We start from the raw sequence: 18,769 nt of genomic DNA, 5'->3' as shown, positions 1-18,769 counted from the left end.
ATTTTCCTTTTGGTAATATGTAGTTTTTACACACTTTTGTAGTCTAAACGATTGTTATGGCTGATTCCTCCTTTCGTGTTTCTTCCCTCTTGCCCAAACCCCGCCTAAGCCTTACGCAGATATTTACCATGAGTTTTGGTTTTATGGGTATTCAGTTTGGTTTTGCTTTGCAGAACGGAAATACCAGCCGCATTCTCCGCTCCTTCGGGGCCGATGTAGAGCAGCTGCCTATGTTCTGGATAGTAGCGCCGCTGGTGGGTATGATTGTACAACCGCTGATAGGCCATTACAGCGATCGTACCTGGAACCGTTTGGGCCGCCGGAAGCCCTTCTTTCTTGCTGGTGCCGTTTTATCTTCTCTGGCGCTTATTTTCCTGCCCAACTCTGCCGTTTTATCCGCACTGATACCGGCGTTGTGGGTAGGTGCCGGTACCGTTATGATAATGGATGCCTCTTTTAATGTGGCTATGGAACCGTTCAGGGCGCTGGTGGCAGATAACCTGCCCGATTCGCAGCGTACACAGGGCTTTTCTATACAAACCTTTTTAATAGGTATAGGTGCGGTTGCCGGTTCGGCATTGCCCGGCTGGCTGGCTTCGGCTGGTGTATCGCAGGTGGGCGATGAAACGCATGTAGCTAATAATATCACCTGGTCGTTTTACATAGGTGCCCTGGTAATGATAGGGGCTATACTGGTAACGGTATTGTTTTCAAAAGAATATCCACCTGCGGAATACGAAAAGTATCACGGCGCGCAGGAACCCGGATCGCACAAAGGGCTCAGGCAGATACTGAAAGATTTTACCACCATGCCGCGTACCATGCGCCAGCTGGGGTTAATGCAGTTTTTCAGCTGGTTTGCACTGTTTAGTATGTGGGTGTTTACTACCGATGCAGTAGCCACACATGTATACAAGCTATCGCCGGATGATGCGCATTCTGTTGCTTATAACACTGCGGGTAATACCGTAAGCGGAGCCTTTGGTGTGTACAATGCCGTGGCAGCGGTATATGCACTGTTACTGCCGCTGCTGGCAAAGTATATAGGCCGCAAAGCCACACATGCTTTTTCGCTGGTGGCAGGCGGTGTGGGGCTTATCTCTATATACTTTATTAAAGACCCTGCTATGCTTACGTATTCCATGGTGGGCGTGGGGCTTGCCTGGGCAAGTATACTGGCTATGCCGTATGTAATGCTCAGTGGTTCTATACCTGCGGGTAAGCTGGGTATTTATATGGGTATCTTCAATTTCTTTATCACCCTGCCGCAGATTATCAATGGCTTGCTGGGTGGATTGATTGTAAAATATATATACAATAGTCAGCCCATTTACGCCATTGTAATGGCAGGTGTTTTTCTGTTATGTGCAGCGGTGAGCGTACTGTTTGTAACAGATGAAAGTAAAAAAGAATTCATAAAGTAAGAAGAACGTACTATGAAGCAGGTGAGTGTATTGTTTGTATGTCTGATGCTGGCCATGGCCGGCGTGGCGCAAAATGCCAGTGTTTACCCTGGTAACTGGTGGGTGGGAATGAAGTATAACAAAGTGCAGTTAATGCTGCGCGGCGATAATGCAGATTTTAAGCAGCAGCAGGTGCGCATTCAGTACCCTGGTGTAAAAGTTACCGGTGTACATACTGCGGAAAACGGTAAATATCTGTTTGTAGATGTAGCGGTACAGCCCACTGCCAAACCTGGTACGGTAGCCATTGAGCTTACCGGTACAAATAAAAAGAAACAAGCCGTTTCCTGGCCACTGCTGGCGCGCCGCAAAGGCATTGGTACGAACTACGCCCGTGGTGTTACTTCAGAAGATTTTATATATTTTCTGATGCCGGACCGCTTTAGCAACGGTGATACTACCAATGATCATGTAGCAGGCATGCGCGATCAGTCGCTGAACCGCGAAGATATTGGCGCACGACACGGCGGCGACTTACAGGGCATTATCAATCACCTGGATTATTTTCAGCGCATGGGCGTTACCGCGCTGTGGCTTACGCCCATACTGGAAAACGATATGCCGGAGCGTACGGAGCATGGCTATGCCTTTACAGACCACTATGCTATTGAAAGAAGGGTAGGGGGCGCAAAAATGTACCAACAGCTGAGTGATGAACTGCATAAGCGGGGTATGAAGCTGATACAGGATGCGGTGTATAACCACACCGGCTCTTACCACTTTCTGGCTATGGACCCGCCTGCCAAAAGCTGGTTTCATCAATGGCCTTCCTTTACACAAACCAACTTTAAAGAGCAGCCAATATTCGATCCTTATGCTTCTGCCAGAGATCGCAGCATTACTACCGATGGCTGGTTTGTACCCTCCATGCCCGATCTGGATCAGACCAACCCATATGTAGCAAATTTTCTGATACAACATGCGCTGTGGTGTGTGGAGATGTTTGGGGTAGATGGCTGGCGTATTGATACCTATATCTACAACGATCTGCCGTTTATGAACCGCTGCAACAAAGCACTTACAGATGAATACCCACGTATGACTATGTTTGGCGAAGCATGGGTAGGCGGCACCGCCAACCAGGCTTACTTTGCAGAAAACAATATCAATACTGGTTTTAAAAGCAACCTGCAGGGGGTAGTAGATTTTCAAACCCTGTTTACCGGTATCAAACCTGCCCTTACAGATACTGCCAGTGGCGATGGCGTGCAAAAGTTATACAACACACTCAGCAACGACTTTTTATACAAGAACCCCATGCGCAACGTGGTGTTTTTGGATAACCACGATATGAGCCGGTTTTTCTCTGAAATACAGGAAGACCCCAAACGCCAGAAAATAGGCATCGGCTGGCTGCTTACCACCCGTGGCATACCTCAGCTATATTACGGTACCGAGGTGCTGATGAAAGGTTTCAGCAACCCCGATGGCCTGGTACGGCTGGATTTTCCCGGTGGCTGGGAAGGCGATACCCGTAATGCCTTTACCGGCAAAGGGCTTACCGCTACTGAAACCGCCATACAGCAGTACACACAAAAGATGGGCATATTCCGTAAAAACAGCAGCGCTATTAAAACCGGTAAGCTGATGCAGTACCTGCCTGCTAAGGGCTTGTATATATACTTCCGGTACAATGCGCAGCAAACGGTAATGTGTGTTATGAATACCTCCGGTAAAGAAGCTGCTGTTAACTTCAGCGATTATGCAGAACGTACCAATGGATTTACTAAAGCAGTGAATGTGGAAACCGGCAGTATAGAGCATACAGGAAGCGCTTTAACTGTGCCTGCAATGAGTTTTACTGTATTAGAACTGAAGAAATAGGGCGGGGGGCTACACCCTCCCTTTTTTACTTTTTCCTTTTCCCTTTTGAATTTTACTATATCTTCGCACTTTAATGAAACTATCTACTCCTCATCTCCTTGGTATTAAAGATCTTACGCGGGAAGATATTAGTCTGATTCTTTCCACAGCCCAGCAGTTTAAAGAAGTTTTACAGAGACCGGTAAAGAAAGTGCCGTCCTTACGGGATGTGACTATCGTGAACCTGTTTTTTGAAAACTCTACCCGTACGCGCAGTTCTTTTGAGCTGGCGGAAAGGAGGCTGTCGGCCGATGTGCTGAACTTTACTGCAGGTGCTTCCTCGGTAGCCAAAGGCGAAACGCTGCTGGATACGGTGAACAACATCCTGAGTATGAAAGTGGATATGGTGGTAATGCGCCACAGCGCCAGTGGTGCACCGCACTTTCTGGCCAAACACATACCTGCCGCAATTGTAAATGCGGGCGATGGCATTAACGAACACCCCACACAGGCTTTACTGGATGCTTTTTCTATGCAGGAAAAAACCGGTAAACTGGAAGGGCTGAAGGTGGCCATTATAGGTGATGTAATGCACAGCCGCGTTGCGCTGAGCAATATATACCTGCTTACCAAAATGGGTGCAGAGGTAACCGTTGCGGGTCCGCCAACACTCATTCCCAAATACATGGCTGATGCATTGAACGTACGCGTTGAGTACAATGTAAAAAAGGCCTTACAGTGGTGTGATGTAGCCAATGTGCTGCGCATACAGCTGGAGCGCCAGAGCCAGCCACTGTTCTCCTCTCTGCGCGAGTATAGCCTGGCCTACGGCATCAACCGCCGTTTGCTGGAAAGCCTGAACAAGGAAATCGTGATTATGCACCCCGGACCTATTAACCGTGGTGTGGAACTGGATAGCGATGTGGCCGATGGTCCGTCTTCTATCATCCTGAATCAGGTAGAAAACGGGGTAGCCGTGCGTATGGCAGCATTATACCTGCTGGCCAACCGGCAGAATTAATATTCTGCCGCGGTTTGGCCCGATACCCTTAACTTGCGCAAAACATACTGCAATTATGCAACGTATTTGTTTATTTCCGGGCACTTTTGATCCTTTTACACTGGGCCATCTGGACATTGTAAACCGTTCCGTAAACCTGTTTGATAAACTGGTGATAGGTATTGGTAAAAACATCAACAAAAAGCCTATGTTCAGCGATGAGCAACGGCTAACCTGGGTAAAGGAAATATTTAAAGAAGATCCGCGTATTGAAGTAATCATTTACGAAGGCTTAACCGTACAGTGTTGTAAAAGCATCGGCGCCAAATACATTATCCGCGGTATCCGTTACGTAAACGATTTTGAATACGAAAAGGTAATTGCCGATATGAACCGCAGCCTGGATGCAGAGGTGGAAACCGTATTCCTTACCTGTTCTCCCCAGTTTACTTCAGTAGCTTCTACGCTGGTGCGCGATGTGTTGATGAACGGCGGCGATGCCAGTCAGTTTTTACCCGAGCCGGTAAAAACACATATCCGCAACATGAAAAAAGGATAACAACCCTACAGGTTTTTCTGGTCTTGTATTTGTATTTCATAGCCGAATCGTAAAACGTAGCTAATGGATAAGCATTTATACCAGACTGGCCTCATCGGAAACTGCGCCTACCTGGCGCATGTACACAAGAATACCAATATTGAATGGCTTTGCTGGCCGCGTTTTGACAGTTCGTTTATGTTTGGCGGACTGCTGGACCGGCAGAAGGGGGGCGAGTTTAGTATATTGCCACAAGGGGAGTATACCAGTTACCAGTATTATCTGGAGAACACCAATATCCTCTGTACTGAAATTGAGTGCGAAAGCGGTAAGTACCGGGTAACCGATTTCGCCCCGCGTTTTTACCAGTATGAGCGTTACTTTAAACCGCTGATGCTGGTGCGTAAGGTAGAAGTATTGTCAGGCTCACCCCGCATTTGCGTTACCTGCAAGCCGGTGCGCTGCTATGGTAAAGAACAGTTTGAAGCCCTGCGCGGCAGCAGCCACGTAGAGTATGTAGGGGAAGATGAAAAGATACGCCTTACCACCAACGTACCTATTAATTACGTATTCGATCACCAGGAATTCACCCTCAACGAAACCAAGTATCTGGTGCTTACCTACGGCAAACATCTGGAAGCACCACTTGTAAGTACTATGGAATCGTTTTTACGCGAAACCATTATGTACTGGCGCACCTGGATTAAACGTACCAGTATAGCGCAGTTTCATCAGGAAGTAGTTATCCGTTCTGCATTGGTGTTGAAAATTCACCAGTTTGAAGATACCGGTGCCGTAATAGCCGCCAGTACCACCAGCTTGCCTGAGTTTCCGGGTAGCGGCCGTAACTGGGATTACCGGTATTGCTGGATGCGCGATACCTACTACATACTTACCGCACTCAACCACATTGGCCATTTCAGCGAAATGGAGAATTACTTTAATTATATTACTGATATCTCTTTTAACGAACTGAACCGTTACCAGCCTTTGTATGGTGTAACCGGCAAAAAGCAGTTGATAGAAAAAGAACTGGAGCTGGATGGGTATCTGGGTAACAAACCCGTACGCATAGGCAACCAGGCGTATGAACATATACAGAATGATATTTACGGACAGGTATTGATTTCTGTACTGCCGCTGTATACCGATCATCGTTTTATTTTCTCTGAACGGAAAGATTCGGCCCGTGTAGTTGAATACCTGCTGAAGAAGATAGAATTTACCATTGACGAGAAAGATGCAGGTATATGGGAGTTCCGCAATTTTGCCAACATACATTGTTATACCAACCTGTTCCAGTGGGCGGGCTGTATGGCTGCCGCTAAAATGGCCCGCACCATAGGCAATGCCGATCTGGAACAGCGGGCACTGGCGCTGCGCGACCGCGCCGCTGCGCATATTGAAAGCTGTTACAACGAAGAACGGCAGGTGTATACCCATGCCGCTGGCAGCGATCACCTGGATGCCAGTACGCTTCAGCTGATTATGATGGGTTATCTGGACCCTGCATCGGAAAAGGCGCGCAAGCACCTGGAAGCATTGGAGAAAGAACTGAAAACACCGAAGGGCCTGTTTTACCGTTATCTGCATGCAGATGATTTTGGTAAGCCGAAAGCTACTTTCTTAGTGTGTGCCTTCTGGTATGTGGAAGCGCTGGCCTGTGTAGGACGTATTGAAGAAGCACAGGAAGAATTCTCCAAACTGTTACAATACAGCAACCACCTGATGCTGTTTAGTGAAGATGTGGATGAAGAAACCGGCAGCCAGTGGGGCAACTTTCCGCAGGCATACAGTCATGTAGGATTAATGAATGCCGCTTACCGCATTGCCATGAAACTGGATAAGCCCAGTTTTGCATAAGTAGGTGCAGCAATGCCTATTTTTGCGGCATGAATTATAATTCGTTAGAGGAGTGCCTGAAAGATCTGGAAAGCATAGATCAGCTGGTGCGAATTACGGAAGAAGTGGATCCGCACCTGGAAATGGCAGCTATCCATTTGCGTGTGTACGAAGCAGGCGGTCCCGCCCTGTTGTTTGAAAATGTAAAAGGCTCTCCCTACCGGGCAGCATCTAATATTTTCGGTACGCTGGATCGCAGCCGTTTTATATTCCGCACCACAATGTCAAAGGTGCAGCAGTTGGTTGCCCTGCGGGATAATCCGGTGCAGGCGTTGAAGTCTCCTTTTAAAAATATATCCACCGGTTTGGCGGCTATGAAAGCGCTTCCTTTGCGCAATCCTTCCGCCAAACCGGTTATGGATAACCAGATACAGATTAGCGATCTGCCGCTGATACAGCACTGGCCTAAAGACGGTGGTGCTTTTGTTACCCTGCCACAGGTATACAGCGAAGACCTGAACAAGCCCGGTGCTATGAATGCCAACCTGGGCATGTACCGCATACAGCTGAGTGGTAACGATTACCAACTTAATAAAGAAATAGGATTACATTATCAGATACACCGCGGCATTGGCGTACACCAGTCTATTGCCAACGCCAAAGGGCAGCCGCTAAAAGTGAGCATATTTGTAGGAGGCCCTCCCGCACATACTTTAGCAGCCGTAATGCCCCTGCCGGAAGGACTGAGCGAACTTACTTTTGCCGGTGTACTGGGCGGCCGTCGTTTCCGTTATACGTATGAAGATGGCTATTGCATCAGCACCGATGCTGATTTTGTAATTACCGGTGATGTATACCCCGGCGAAACCAAACCTGAAGGCCCGTTTGGCGATCACCTGGGTTATTACAGTCTTACCCATCCTTTCCCGCTAATGAAAGTGCGTAAGGTATACGCCCGCAAAAATGCCATCTGGCCCTTTACTGTGGTTGGTCGTCCACCGCAGGAAGATACCAGCTTTGGCGCCCTGATACACGAACTTACCGGCAAAGCCATTCCCAAAGAAATTCCCGGTTTACAGGAAGTGAATGCCGTAGATGCTGCGGGTGTACACCCGCTGTTGCTGGCTATAGGCAGCGAGCGGTACACGCCTTACCAGCGCACACAGCAACCCGCCGAGTTACTTACCATTGCCAACCGCGTGCTGGGTACCGGGCAGCTGAGCCTGGCTAAATTTCTGTTTATTACCGCAGACGATACCCGCCAGTTAACCACCCACGATATTGAAGCATATATCTGTTATGTATTGGAGCGTATACAATGGCAGCGGGATATTCACTTTTACACCCATACCACTATAGACACGCTGGATTATTCCGGTACCGGCTTAAACACCGGCAGTAAAGTAGTGTTTGCTGCCTATGGCGAAAAAGTACGTAACCTGTGTACAGAAGCGCCTGTAGCGTTAAAGGAATTACAGGGTTTTGTAAATGCCCGTGTGGCCTTACCCGGCATTGTAGTGCTGCAAACCGGTGCTTTTGCTGATTACGCTACGGCCGCTGCAGAAATGGAAACGCTGAATGCTCAGCTGAGCAGTAAAATGGAGGAATTAAAAGAGGTGGCCATGATTGTGGTGGCAGATGATGCCGGTTTTACCGCAGAAACGCTGAATAACTACCTGTGGGTAACTTATACCCGCTGTAATCCTTCCCATGATATTTATGGTATAGGCAGTTTTTACGAGCACAAACATTGGGGTTGTAAGGGGCCGCTGGTAATGGATGCGCGCATAAAAACACATCATGCACCACCATTAATACTGGACGAGGCTACGGAAAGAAAGATAGACCGGATATTTAAGAAAGGAGGAAGTTTGTACGGGCGGGTGTAGTTAGCTGTTATAAATCATTGACTTATATAAAAAAGAAGAGGGGCCATGGGAAACCATCGCCCCTTTTTCAACCCTAAACCCTTAAAAAACATTATAAAAATACAACAACCGGCTGATATTACATAGCCGGTTGGTAATTAATTTATGCTTAGAAGCGCTCCAGGCCGGAGAAGAAGAAGTTGCCTTCGATAGCAGCGTTTTCGTCGCTGTCGCTACCATGTACTGCATTTTCACCGATAGAAGCAGCAAAGTTCTTACGGATAGTACCTTCTTCAGCTTTGGAAGGATCAGTTGCGCCAATCAGTTTTCTGAAATCAGCTACTGCGTTTTCTTTTTCCAGAATAGCCGCTACGATAGGCTTGCTGCTCATAAACTGAACCAGCTCACCGTAGAAAGGTCTTTCTTTATGTACTGCGTAGAACTCGCCCGCCTGTGCCTGGCTCAGGTGAATCCATTTCATAGCCTTAATAGTGAAACCAGCTTTGATAATCTGGTCCAGGATAGCGCCGGTATGTCCTTTAGCAGTGGCATCCGGTTTAATCATTGTGAAGGTTCTGTTGCTCATATACCGTTTTATAAACTTTTCGCGGCAAAAGTAGTAAAAAAAGCGGTGGGCCTTTGCGGGGCAAATAATATTTGAAGGAATGCCCCGAATCCCTGAATTTTGCCGGCACCGTATGCAAAGTATTGATCAATTCTTCCCCCTGCTGGCTACGCCCCAAAAGGCAGTGATAACCATGCACCAGAAACCAGATGGCGATGCCATGGGTTCTGCGCTGGGTTTATACCACTTTTTACAGGCGTTGGGGCATGAGGTTACCGTAATTTCCCCCACCAACTGGGCTTCTTTTCTTAACTGGTTACCCGGTTGTGATAAAGTGGTGGACTATGAAACCAACCGCGAAAAATCGGCCCAGATAGTAAACGCCACAGATTGGCTTTTTTGTCTGGACTTCAACGTATTACACCGCACAAAAAATATGGAGCAGCTGCTTACACAAGCCAGCTGTACCAAAATATTAATAGATCACCACCAGCAACCCCAGGAAGAAGCGTTTCAGTATGGCGTAAGCAATACTGCCAAAAGTTCTACCTGCGAAATGGTGTACGATTTTATAGCAGCTTCCGGTTATGCAGATAAGCTGGATATTACCATGGCTACCTGCCTGTATACGGGTATTATGACCGATACCGGTTCGTTCCGTTTTCCGGCTACCTCGGCGCATGTACATCGTGTGATTGCCCATTTTAAAGATCTGGGTCTGGAGCATACGCTTATTCATCAGTATATCTACGACAGCTCGCTGGAAACCCGCCTGCGTTTACTGGGTAACACCCTGTTAAACCGCATGGAGGTATTATATGAGTATAACACCGCTATTATGGTAGTACCTAAAAGCGATCTGTTACGCTTTGATGCCAAAACGGGCGATACCGAAGGGCTGGTAAATTATCTGTTATCTATACAGGGTATTAAGCTGGGCGCACTGGTAATTGACCGCGATGAAGAGCGTAAATGGAGTTTCCGCAGCAAGGATGGTTTTGATGTGAATGCTTTTGCACGCGAGCATTTTGAAGGTGGCGGACACAAAAACGCCGCAGGCGGCCGCAGCAGCGACAGCCTTGACCAGACAGTACGCAAATTCAAACAAGTTTTACAACAATACGAAGCACAACTACAGTAACATGAAAAAATTACTACTTGTAGCAGCAGCTGCCGCTACATTTACTGCCTGCCAGGTGAAATACGAAAAAACAAAGTCTGGCATACAGTACAAGATTTCTAAAGGCAAAGGCGGTGAGAAGCTGAAAGCCGGTGAAATTGCCAAATTCCAGCTCACTTTTAGTATCCCTGACAACAAAGACACTGTTATCAAAACTACCGTAGGTGGCCTTCCTGGCTATGTAATGGTAGATACCAGTGCAAGAGCGCAGTATACTTTTATGGAGTTAATGCCATTACTGTCTGTGGGTGATAGCATCACCTTTAATCTGAATGTGGATTCACTGAAAGCAAAAGGTCAGATTCAGGACTATGACAACGTGCTGAAAAAAGGTTACACACTTCAGGGTAAAGTGAAAATCCTGGCCCGCTTTAAAACAGAGCAGGAAACCATGGAAGATCACAAGAAAGAAATGGAACTGAGCAAAGTTGCTGAGGTGAAAGCGGTAGAAGACTACCTGGCTAAAAACAACATCAAAGGCGCACAGAAAACTAAAAACGGTGCTTATGTACTGGTTGAGGTGCCTGGCGATCAAAGCTTAAAAGCAGATTCAGGCAAGCAGGCTTCTGTTATGTACAGAGGTAAATTAATGAAAGATGGTAAAGTGTTCGATACCAACATGGATACTTCTATGCACCACACCGATCCTTTTAAAATGGTAGTAGGTGCCGGTATGGCTATTCCAGGATGGGATGAGGGCATTACTTACTTTGGCAAAGGCGGTAAAGGTAAAATCTTCATTCCTTCTGCACTGGGTTACGGCCCTCAGGGTTCTGGTCCTATTCCTCCGGGCGCAAACCTTATTTTTGAAGTAGAAATTATAGATGTAACTACACCTCCGCCACCAGCAGCTCCTCAGGGCATGCCAGGTATGCCGGGCGGTGCTCCTCAACATGGAGGCCACGGTCACTAATCAGTAAAAGTCTTAATAATCAAAAGGGCCGGCCGCAAGGTTGGCCCTTTTGTATTTGGCACGCTGGCACAGGCAAATGTTGCATCGCGCTGCTTTTGTATTATACACTTGCCCGCCCTGTTTTTCAAACTCATCTGAACAAAATGAACACCCGTTTATAAACGCGCCGGTTTATTTTAGTTACTATGAACGCCAACCAATTGCTACCTTCTACAGAACCTGCGGTACAAAAAAGAGACATACTGTGGAAGGGAATTATGGAAGACCTGTTTGCTGATTTTCTCCGCTTCTTTTTTGCACATGCAGACAGCATATTTGATATAGACAGAGGGTTTGAGTTTCTGGATAAAGAACTGCATGAGATAACGCCCGATAGCAAGGTTAAACACCCGCGGTTTGTAGATAAACTGGTAAAAACCTGGTATAAAGACGGTACTGAAAAGTGGTTGCTGGTGCATATAGAAGTGCAGGGATATGCCGATAAAAGCTTTCCGGCACGTATGTTCACTTACTTCTACCGGATATGTGATAAATTCCATCAGGAAATAACCTCCCTCGCCATTTTTACAGATGAAGATGATAAATACCACCCCGACAGATATGAGTACAACTGCTTTGGCACCAGTTTGCTTTTCCGGTTTAACACCTATAAGGTAAAAGCGCAGGATAAGAGGTTATTGGAAGAGAGCAATAACCCGTTTGCAACTGTTATTCTAATGGTACTAAGCACTATTGAGCGCAGAGGGGGCGACCCCGTGCAGCTGCTGGAATCTTCACTGGCCCTTGTGCGCCGGTTGTATGAAAAGGGTTTTCCTAAAGAGAAAGCAGGGCGATTGTTACAGTTTATTAAGCGGTATGTGAATTTTGGTGATTCCGGGCTATTACTTAAATTTGAAGAAGAGATTAAAGCGATTACTGATAATCCTGATAATATGGGAATTTACGAGCAAATATTACAGATGGAAAAGGCGGAGGTGGAGGAGCGTAATAAAACAATGTTTGTCCGGAATTTACTTCGCAATACCAGCCTCTCTATTCAAACTATTGCTGAATCGGCAGAGGTATCTGTTGATTTCGTAATTGAAGTTAAAAACAGCTTATCCGAAAGAGAAAACGGATAATAGTAATACTTATAAGTATCGTATACAGGCCCCTTATCTAACTGGTAAGGGGCTTTTTAATAGCTGGTAAATGAATTGTTTTGCCTGCTTTTCTGCCATTATGCCTCAATGTTTTCCTTCGCCTTTTCTTCGGTGTAGGTTCGCCACGGGTTCGCTTCCCCTTCGCTCAGCTGTATTTTTCAGTTTTACAGCTTTTGTGTCAATTTGGCATTCATAGAATGCCGATTATTTAACCGCTGCATAAAAATGCTGTTTTTTATACTACTCCCGGGCTTGTAAGCCTTTATGAAAAAGGGTTTTACTGGTTACATGCAGCAACCACGCGGCTTTCAGCCGCTGTTATGTCGATTACCCCTCAAAAAACGTCGATTACCCCGTGAATGATGTTGATTACCCCTTTTCCTCTGAAAGCCGCGTGTAGTGCGGTGTATATTCGCAAAGTCAGTCCGGGTAAGGGTTTCCGGCGTTTGGGTGTCGTTTGCATACAGTAAACTGTCGTTTGCATACTCCAAACTGTCGTTTGCCTACTTTGATGGCAAAATGGCCTTTGCCGGGTTGTATATTGTAGCGTTGCTGCCCGTACCAGGGCAACGCCCAAACGGGCTGAGGGAGAGGCGTCTCTCAGCCCGTTTACCTGGTGCGGATGGCAGCCAGCTCTTTGACATAAGAACAAGGGAATAATAATGAATAACAGGGGAGAGGCCTGATTATGGGTGGGCCCGGTGGCCGGCCGGGCTCATTCCTTAATCGGCTTTGCATGTTTTTGCCCTCAATTCAGGGGACATATATGCCAGGGCTTAACGCTTATTTTTAATAGCTTGTTTATGGAAAGAGGATTGTTTAAAAAAGGATAATTATTTGATTACCATTTTTTAAGCAAAGTTTCAGGTGGGTTAATATTCAGGCAACACAGAAACCGGTATTTTGTAAACACAAATCCAACTATGCAATCCGGAACCTCCTTCCTGAGAAAATTGCTATGTATATGCATACTGGCCGTGGGCTACAAGCTGCATGCCCAGGAACCCATACCCTTAACAAATGGTTTTTCTCACAACGATTACTGGCGCAAACGCCCTTTATACGATGCGCTGCAAAACGGATACAGCTGGGTAGAAGCAGATGTATATGTGCGCAGAAAACGGCTGGTGGTAACACATATGCTGCCGTTTTTTAAGAAGCGCCGCACGTTAGACAGGCTGTATCTGGAGCCATTGCTTACAGGCAGAGACCGCAGGGGCGATTCATTACCGGATGTGCCGGTAACGCTGCTGGTAGATATTAAATCAAAATCGCGCAGAACCTACCGGACGCTGGATGCACTGCTGCAAAAATACCAGAGCATTATCACCAGCTGCGATAGTGGAGTGGTTACCCGCCGTAAAGTAACCATAGTGGTTTCCGGCAAAAAGCCTGTTTCGATGATTCGTTCGCAGCAATGCCGCCGGGTGTTTATTGATGAAGACCTGCGCCGGTGCGACCGTGACTCTTCCACTGCTCCGGTAAGCCTGATGGCCAGCTGCCGTTATTCGCGCCTGCTGCGCTGGACCGGAAAAGGAGATATGCCGGCAGCAGAAAGAATCCGCTTGTGCAACTACGTTAAAACCGCACACCGGAACGATGAAAAAGTACGCCTGTGGGCTGCACCGGAAAATGCACAGGTATGGAGGGCGTTGCTGGATTGCGGGGTAGACCTGATTAATACCAATCAACTGATAAAACTCAAAACCTTTTTACAGTCCGATATTGCACAGAGCCGTGAAGCGCTTGCGGGCGGCCAGTAAGCGGTAATAACTACAGGTGGCTAAGCGGCTTATTCAACCTTATGCTTTAGCAGCAATGTATAGCGTTGGCTTACGCTCTATAAATGCTCCAGCAGCTTTATCACCTGCATGGCTTCCTTTACATCGTGTACCCTTATAATATCTGCACCATGCTGTATACCCACGGTATGCAATACGGTGGTGCCGTTCAGTGCTTCCTCCGGCGTAATACCCAGTGTTTTGTGAATGGTAGATTTGCGGGAGATGCCCAGTAGTAATGGCTTTTCCAGTATGCTGAACAACTGCATCTCTTTCAGCAACTGAAAATTATGGGCAATGGTTTTGGCAAAGCCGAAGCCAGGGTCAATAATCACATCATGTATACCCGCCACGCGGCAGGCTTCTATACGGGTAATAAAAAAGTCCAGCACTTCCCTGGTCACGTTTTCATACTGTGCGTGGTGGTGCATGTTTTCGGTAGTGCCTTTCATGTGCATGCATACATAAGGCAGGCGCAGCTTACCTACGGTTTGCAGCATATGGGCGTCCAGCGTACCGCCACTTACATCGTTAATAATATCAGCGCCTGCTTCCGCAGCCTGCCGGGCTACTGCCGAGTAATAAGTATCAACCGATAAAAAGGCTTCCGGAAAACGCTGGCGTATGGCGGCAATAACCGGTATTACCCGCTCTGCTTCGGCAGCAACATCTATTTGCGGTTTGCCGGGGCCGGTGCTTTGTCCTCCCAGATCCAGTATGGTAGCTCCCTGGGCAAGCATTTCTTCTGCCTGTTCCAGTGCGGCATCTACAGATTGTTTGCGGCTGCCGGTGAAGAAAGAATCCGGCGTGGTATTGATAATACCCATTACCACAGGACGGGTTATGGGTAGTAAGCGGCCGTTACAATTAAGGGTAAACTGCTTGTTTTCAGACTGAATCATTAGCAAAAGTAATAAACTCCTATTTTTGAACTCTTCTAACAGTACAAACCAACCGATTATGGCCGATACCAGTGCCCAGTACGATGCAATTGTGGCAGCAAGCAAGGATATTTTTGTGAAAAAGACGAAGGATTACGGTACCTCATGGAGGGTGTTGCGCACCATTTCGGTAGTGGACCAGATTTTTATTAAAGCGCTGCGTATCCGTACCATACAGGAAAAAAAGCAGCAACTGGTGGCGGACGATATTGGTTCTGAATTTAAGGGGATACTTAACTACAGTATAATTGGTCTGGTGCAGTTACAACTGGGGCAACCATCGGTAGAAGACCTGCCGGCAGAAACCGCCGCCGCCCTGTACGAAGAGCAGGTGCAGGTAGCCAAAGCCACCATGCTGAACAAAAACCACGATTATGGAGAAGCCTGGCGCAGCATGAGCCAGGAAAGCTTTGCCGATCTGATTCTGGTAAAACTGCTGCGTATTAAGCAGATACTGGCGAATGACGGAAAAACCCTCATCAGCGAAGGAATTGACGCGAATTATATAGATATTGTGAACTACGCGGTGTTTGCCCTGATATTATCTGCCGGAAAGGCGTCCTGATTGAGAACATTATTAACTTAAGAAAAATCGTTGCAAGAATGAAGGGTTTATTGACTGTTATACGTTGGGTAGTAGGGCTGTTGTTTATTTTTTCAGGGTTAATTAAGGCCAATGATCCGCTGGGCTTAAGCTATAAAATGCAGGAGTTTTTTGAAGTGTGGGGCTGGGATGCCTTTCACAACTACACCCTGTTTTTTTCTATTGCAATGAACCTGTTTGAGGTGCTGGCCGGTGTGGCCATCATCGTCGGCTGGCGTATGCGCCTGTTTTCCTGGCTGCTGCTGCTGCTGATTATATTCTTTACTTTCCTTACCGGCTATGCGTTGTTATCGGGTAAAATAAAAACCTGCGGCTGTTTTGGCGATTGTTTGCCATTAACACCGCTGCAGTCTTTTATGAAAGATCTGTTTTTACTGGCGCTGATTATTGTACTGTTTGTAAAACACCGTGCTATACAGCCCTGGCTGCCTTCGCAGGCTTCTGCTGCGGCGCTGGCATTAACGGTAGTAGCTACCGGTTTTTTACAGTGGTACGCGCTGCAATACCTGCCTGTGGTAGACTGCCTGCCTTATAAAAAAGGTAACAACCTGAAACAGCAGATGCAGATGCCTGCGGGAGCGGTTACGGATAGTGTTGCCATCAATTTTTTATATAAAAAGGCGGGTAAGGAGTATCTGTTTGCGATGGATAGTTTACCAAAGGACATTGAGACCTACGAATATATAGATCGTCGTGAGGTAAAAATAAGAGAAGGCAATGCGGTTCCACCCATTGAAGACTTTAAACTCATCAGCGCTGCCGGCAACGATACCACCGATGCCATACTGAGCCAGCCCGTGCCTTACATACTGGTATTGGCGCAGAACTTTAACAAATGGGAAAAAGCATCTGTGGTATTTGATCAGGTAGTGGCCGAAGCCAGAACCTGGAACATGCCAGTGGTAGTAGCTACGCCTATGCCCTCCGATGCTGCCAAATTGCTGGACGCCCGTAAAGTAACCATAGTAAGCTGCGATGCCACCGTGGTAAAAACGGCCGCCCGTGTGGTACCAACTTTCTTTCTGATGAAGAAGGCAGATGTGCTGGAGAAGAAGAGCTACGCCAGCGGCGAAGCCTTTCTGAAAGCCATGCGCAAAACACATCTCTAAAACGTAATTGCTATGCTTCAGCTACTCCTGCGCAAAAGTATCTATGGCCTTCTGGTGCTGGCGGGAGTAGTGATGCTGGTGTTTATGTTGTTTCAGGGCTTTGGCGATCCTGCCCGGCTGGTGCTGGGCCAAACCGGCGACAGCGCCACTATTCAGAATATACGTAAAGAGCTGGCGCTGGATAAACCCCGCTGGAAGCAGTTTGTGTTATACCTGAACGATGTTTCGCCGGTAAGTGTATACAGCAAAGACGATATACAAACACGCCAGCTGAAAGGGTTGTTTATAGGCGGGGATACCAAAGTAGGATTGAAGTTTCCTTACCTCCGCCGATCGTATCAAACTAAAAGACAGGTGTCTGATATGTTATGGGATGCCCTGCCCCAAACCATTGTGCTGGCACTCGTTGCCATGTGCATTGCTACCGTACTGGGTATTTTTCTGGGCATTCTGGCTGCGGTAAAACACAATACGTGGTGGGATGGCGCCGCTATTTTCACCAGCATTCTTGGTATTTCTGCGCCTTCCTTTTTCATGGGCATTGTAATAGCTTATTTATTCGGTTTTGTTTTAAGCGATTATACCGGCCTGCACATGACGGGCAGCTTATACGAGGTGGATACGTTTAACGGCGTTCACCTGCAGTTACGCAATGTGCTGTTACCGGCTATAACACTGGGTATCAGGCCACTGGCTGTAATAGCCCAGCTTACCCGCAGTGCCATGCTGGATGTGCTGGAGCAGGACTACATACGCACCGCATATGCCAAAGGATTAACCCAATGGCAGGTAATTACCCGCCACGCCCTGCGCAACGCCTTAAACCCTGTTGTAACAGCAATTACTGGCTGGTTTGCCGAGCTGTTAGCGGGGGCTTTTTTTGTAGAATACATCTTTGGCTGGAACGGTATAGGCAAGCTTACCGTAGACGCACTGGAAAAACTGGACTTTCCCGTAGTAATGGGCAGCGTTTTAATAACGGCGTCTTGTTTTATTGTTGTAAATTTATTGTCCGATCTGTTGTACGGCATTATTGATCCAAGAGTAAGATTGAATTAATCGCATCCGCAAGGCTTTTATACATCAGCAACTGGCTTCCTTTTTGTGCTCATCCTCACACCTCACTTCGTTTATTTTATAAATCGCTGGCGTAACTGCCGGCATAAAACCAAGCGCTATGTGCACCGTATCAAAAATCCTGTCACGGCAGGGACTTCAAAACCATTCTATAGACGCAAATGCAACTGTACTGGAAGCTTTAAGTGCTATGGAGTGTGAAAACCTGAGCTACCTGGTAGTGCAGTGTGGTGGTAAGTATGTAGGAATATTTTCTGAACGGGATTATGCCCGAAAGGTAATACTGAAGGGTAAATACTCACAGACAACGCTGGTGAAAGAAGTGATGACAGCCGATTTACCTGTGGTTAGCAGTACCGATCCGGCTGAGTATTGTATGATGTTGATGAATGCCTATCAGGCCCGCTACCTGCCTGTATTTGACGAGTTTGAATTTAAAGCAGTAGTTACCGTAAATGATCTGGTACGCGAAGCACTGAAAGATAAGGAACTGGCGCCGATTGTAGAGGAAACGATTAACAGAGGCTGGGTGGGAGAGGGCTTTAGCTCGCGGCAGTGGATATATTAGTTAGTCGGGAGTTGATAGTTTGAAGTTGTGAGTTAATGCCGCAATAAAACTATCAACTCCCAACTTCAAACTGCTAACTAAAACTCACTGTATCACCACCTCAGCAATCACTTTCTCCCCCAGTGCTTCATTCACCCGCTCAATAATCTGTGGCTTTTGGTAATGCAACTCCTGTTTCAGAGGGCCTACACTGGTTTTGATGAAGAGAGTTTGGTTGATGATCTGTATTTTTTCGGTGTATTTGGAAATGGTTTTGCCCATCAGCTGCTCCCATACGGTTTCAATCTGTACAGCGCGTATTCCATTCTTTAATCTGCTTTTCTGAATAAAAGCCTTCATTGCATCGCCTAGTGATAATTCTGCCATGTTGCAAAG

17 protein-coding genes are annotated in these 18,769 nt (G+C 46.9%); 14 read left to right on the top strand and 3 right to left on the bottom strand.

Annotated elements, in window-relative coordinates:
* The first annotated feature begins 56 nt into the window (after positions 1–56).
* From IEY13_RS12020 to IEY13_RS11995, 6 genes are all read left to right on the top strand, one after another.
* The gene (locus IEY13_RS12020; RefSeq protein ID WP_188952279.1) at positions 57–1,424 is read left to right on the top strand and encodes an MFS transporter; all 1,368 of its coding nucleotides are present in this window, start codon (positions 57–59) and stop codon (positions 1,422–1,424) included.
* A 12-nt stretch (positions 1,425–1,436) separates the two neighbouring features.
* On the top strand, positions 1,437–3,287 hold the full coding sequence (locus IEY13_RS12015) for a glycoside hydrolase family 13 protein (RefSeq protein WP_188952277.1): 1,851 nt from the start codon (positions 1,437–1,439) through the stop codon (positions 3,285–3,287).
* 73 nt (positions 3,288–3,360) lie between these two features.
* Positions 3,361–4,287, top strand: a complete 927-nt coding sequence (locus IEY13_RS12010) for an aspartate carbamoyltransferase catalytic subunit (protein WP_188952275.1) — start codon at positions 3,361–3,363, stop codon at positions 4,285–4,287.
* A 55-nt stretch (positions 4,288–4,342) separates the two neighbouring features.
* Entirely contained in the window at positions 4,343–4,825 is a 483-nt protein-coding gene (coaD, locus tag IEY13_RS12005) for a pantetheine-phosphate adenylyltransferase (RefSeq protein ID WP_188952273.1), read from the top strand.
* A 63-nt stretch (positions 4,826–4,888) separates the two neighbouring features.
* Positions 4,889–6,667, top strand: coding sequence for a glycoside hydrolase family 15 protein (locus IEY13_RS12000; protein ID WP_188952271.1), 1,779 nt, complete (start codon positions 4,889–4,891; stop codon positions 6,665–6,667).
* A 29-nt stretch (positions 6,668–6,696) separates the two neighbouring features.
* On the top strand, positions 6,697–8,535 hold the full coding sequence (locus tag IEY13_RS11995) for a UbiD family decarboxylase (RefSeq protein ID WP_188952269.1): 1,839 nt from the start codon (positions 6,697–6,699) through the stop codon (positions 8,533–8,535).
* 148 nt (positions 8,536–8,683) lie between these two features.
* Here the strand turns inward: IEY13_RS11995 and IEY13_RS11990 are convergent, their stop codons facing one another.
* Entirely contained in the window at positions 8,684–9,100 is a 417-nt protein-coding gene (locus IEY13_RS11990) for a nucleoside-diphosphate kinase (RefSeq protein WP_188952267.1), read from the bottom strand.
* A 112-nt stretch (positions 9,101–9,212) separates the two neighbouring features.
* Here IEY13_RS11990 and IEY13_RS11985 point away from each other — a divergent pair, with 112 nt between their 5' ends.
* The 4 genes from IEY13_RS11985 (at position 9,213) to IEY13_RS11970 (ending at position 14,077) form a co-directional block, all read left to right on the top strand.
* Complete coding sequence (locus IEY13_RS11985) at positions 9,213–10,220, top strand: DHH family phosphoesterase (protein ID WP_188952265.1); 1,008 nt, start codon at positions 9,213–9,215, stop codon at positions 10,218–10,220.
* A 1-nt stretch (position 10,221) separates the two neighbouring features.
* Positions 10,222–11,172 (top strand): FKBP-type peptidyl-prolyl cis-trans isomerase, encoded by a 951-nt coding sequence (locus tag IEY13_RS11980; RefSeq protein ID WP_188952263.1) that lies wholly within the window; start codon positions 10,222–10,224, stop codon positions 11,170–11,172.
* A gap of 185 nt (positions 11,173–11,357) precedes the next feature.
* Entirely contained in the window at positions 11,358–12,293 is a 936-nt protein-coding gene (locus IEY13_RS11975) for an RpnC/YadD family protein (RefSeq protein WP_188952261.1), read from the top strand.
* A gap of 944 nt (positions 12,294–13,237) precedes the next feature.
* Positions 13,238–14,077, top strand: a complete 840-nt coding sequence (locus IEY13_RS11970) for a phosphatidylinositol-specific phospholipase C/glycerophosphodiester phosphodiesterase family protein (RefSeq protein WP_188952259.1) — start codon at positions 13,238–13,240, stop codon at positions 14,075–14,077.
* A gap of 77 nt (positions 14,078–14,154) precedes the next feature.
* Here the strand turns inward: IEY13_RS11970 and folP are convergent, their stop codons facing one another.
* Positions 14,155–14,997 (bottom strand): dihydropteroate synthase, encoded by an 843-nt coding sequence (folP, locus tag IEY13_RS11965; RefSeq protein ID WP_188952257.1) that lies wholly within the window; start codon positions 14,995–14,997, stop codon positions 14,155–14,157.
* A 58-nt stretch (positions 14,998–15,055) separates the two neighbouring features.
* On the opposite strand from folP, the gene IEY13_RS11960 reads away from it, so the two are divergent.
* The 4 genes from IEY13_RS11960 to IEY13_RS11945 all read left to right on the top strand — a co-directional run bounded on the left by IEY13_RS11960 (position 15,056) and on the right by IEY13_RS11945 (position 18,394).
* On the top strand, positions 15,056–15,601 hold the full coding sequence (locus tag IEY13_RS11960) for a DUF1599 domain-containing protein (protein ID WP_188952255.1): 546 nt from the start codon (positions 15,056–15,058) through the stop codon (positions 15,599–15,601).
* Between the two features lie 38 nt (positions 15,602–15,639).
* Positions 15,640–16,749, top strand: a complete 1,110-nt coding sequence (locus IEY13_RS11955) for a BT_3928 family protein (protein WP_188952253.1) — start codon at positions 15,640–15,642, stop codon at positions 16,747–16,749.
* Positions 16,750–16,761: 12 nt separating this feature from the next.
* On the top strand, positions 16,762–17,808 hold the full coding sequence (locus tag IEY13_RS11950; protein ID WP_188952251.1) for an ABC transporter permease: 1,047 nt from the start codon (positions 16,762–16,764) through the stop codon (positions 17,806–17,808).
* A gap of 118 nt (positions 17,809–17,926) precedes the next feature.
* Positions 17,927–18,394, top strand: coding sequence for a CBS domain-containing protein (locus IEY13_RS11945; RefSeq protein WP_188952249.1), 468 nt, complete (start codon positions 17,927–17,929; stop codon positions 18,392–18,394).
* Between the two features lie 84 nt (positions 18,395–18,478).
* On the opposite strand, the gene IEY13_RS11940 is transcribed toward IEY13_RS11945, so the two are convergent.
* Complete coding sequence (locus IEY13_RS11940; protein WP_188952241.1) at positions 18,479–18,760, bottom strand: DciA family protein; 282 nt, start codon at positions 18,758–18,760, stop codon at positions 18,479–18,481.
* Positions 18,761–18,769 lie beyond the last annotated feature (9 nt).

The sequence above is a fragment of the Filimonas zeae genome (genome assembly GCF_014641615.1).
Classification (GTDB): Bacteria; Bacteroidota; Bacteroidia; order Chitinophagales; family Chitinophagaceae; genus Filimonas; species Filimonas zeae.
Note: the sequence above shows the minus strand (reverse complement) of the source record. Positions and strands in the feature narration are given on the sequence as shown.